General features: G+C 60.1%; 2 protein-coding genes. Both read right to left on the reverse strand.

Annotated elements, in window-relative coordinates:
- A partial coding sequence (locus RTU96_RS06865) for an NFACT family protein (RefSeq protein WP_312635771.1) occupies positions 1-1,228 on the reverse strand: 1,228 nt, incomplete at its 3' end.
- 1 nt (position 1,229) lies between these two features.
- Positions 1,230-1,430 (reverse strand): ribonuclease III domain-containing protein, encoded by a 201-nt coding sequence (locus RTU96_RS06870; protein ID WP_312635773.1) that lies wholly within the window; start codon positions 1,428-1,430, stop codon positions 1,230-1,232.
- Between the last annotated feature and the right edge of the window lie 47 nt (positions 1,431-1,477).

Raw genomic sequence — 1,477 nt, forward strand, 5'->3', positions numbered from 1 at the left:
CATGCCGCGCGATTTCCATTTGCTCTTTCAGGTATCTCTCGGCGGTTTTCGCCTTGGCATATCGCTTGAAATACTTTGCCGCGTTCTCCTGCGGCGCCAACAGCGGGTCCAGCAAAATCTCGATTTCCCGGCCTTCATCGTAATAGTTTTCGCATGTCAGCTTTCGCTGCCCCTTTTCCATGCGGTAGAGATTGGCGGTAATCAACTCGCCGCTGAGGCGCAGCGCGTCCCGGTCCTGCGTTGCCGCATAGTCCTTTTCCTGCATGGCCAGCTTTCGGCGCAGCCTGTCCCGGGCGTTGGTGGCGGCCCGAACCAAATCGGCCCCCCGCTGGCGGATCCGCTCCTGCCTCTCCCGTGACTCGTAAAAATCATCCAACAGGTCGGAAAAGGTGGGATAGACGCGGCTCTCCGCCATTGGGCCGTATTGCTCAATGGGAAAACAGGATAATTCCATAGGTTTTCCGTCCCGCCAAACAGAAGTTGGTGTAAACCGGTTTTCATTGACACTCATTTGGAATGAGGAGACTTCCTCCCAAAACCGACGTTTTCCGGAGGCATCCAGAGAAAAAAGACGGCTGTCCGTCTCCCCTGCTGTGCGAAAAGCCAGCTCCCGTGCAAGCAGCGGAGAAACGCCAAAATAACCATCCATCAAAAACTCATCCAGCCGCCGCTCCGGGTTGGCTGCGGCCAGACGGGAAAAAAAGTCGTCCTCCTCCGCTTCCAGCAGGTTGGTTTTTTCCACGGCGGGGGGATACTGGTAAAAAAGTCCCGGCAGCACGGGCCGCTGGGCGGACATCTCCGCGTCCACCCGGCGCAGGCATTCCACAATCCGCCGCTCCCCGTCCAGCAAAATCAGGTTGGAATTGCGGCCCATGGCTTCCAGAACCAACGTCCGTTTTCCCGGCTGACCGAAATCGTCGGTCACATTCATCTCCAATTCCACCAGCCGCTCCAGTCCCGGCTGTGTCAGGGCGGCAATCCGCGCCCCTACCAAGTGCTTGCGCAGAAGCATGCAGAACATTGGCGGCTCCGCCGGGTTATCCCGAAGCCGGCCGGTAAGCTGGATACGGGAATTGTTCCCGGCTGTTAGCAGCAGCCGCAGACCGCCCCGCAGAAGTAAAACCACCTGATCCTTTGCGGGCTGCTGCACCTTATCCACCCGCACGCCCAAAAGCTGCCCCCGCAGCTCCTCCGCCACTGCCCGCAGACAGACCGCGTCCAGCGCCATATCAGCCCTCCCCTTCCATCATCAGACCGAACAGCTCGCTGACCCGGTCCTTTTGCCCGGACAGGTACAGCCAGCCCAGCAGCGCCTCCAGCGCCGTGGCCTCTGCGTATTGAGCGCGGCTGGCATGGCTGGGAACGGTGTGAACATTGGCATTGCGTCCCCGACGGAACACCCCTGCCTCCTCCTCCGTCAGAACAGGCAAGATTTTCTCCGCCCGCGCCGCCATTGTCCGGGCGGAGTCTCAGGCGG

The organism is Oscillibacter sp. (assembly GCF_032018205.1).
In the GTDB taxonomy this organism is placed as follows: domain Bacteria; phylum Bacillota; class Clostridia; order Oscillospirales; family Oscillospiraceae; genus Oscillibacter.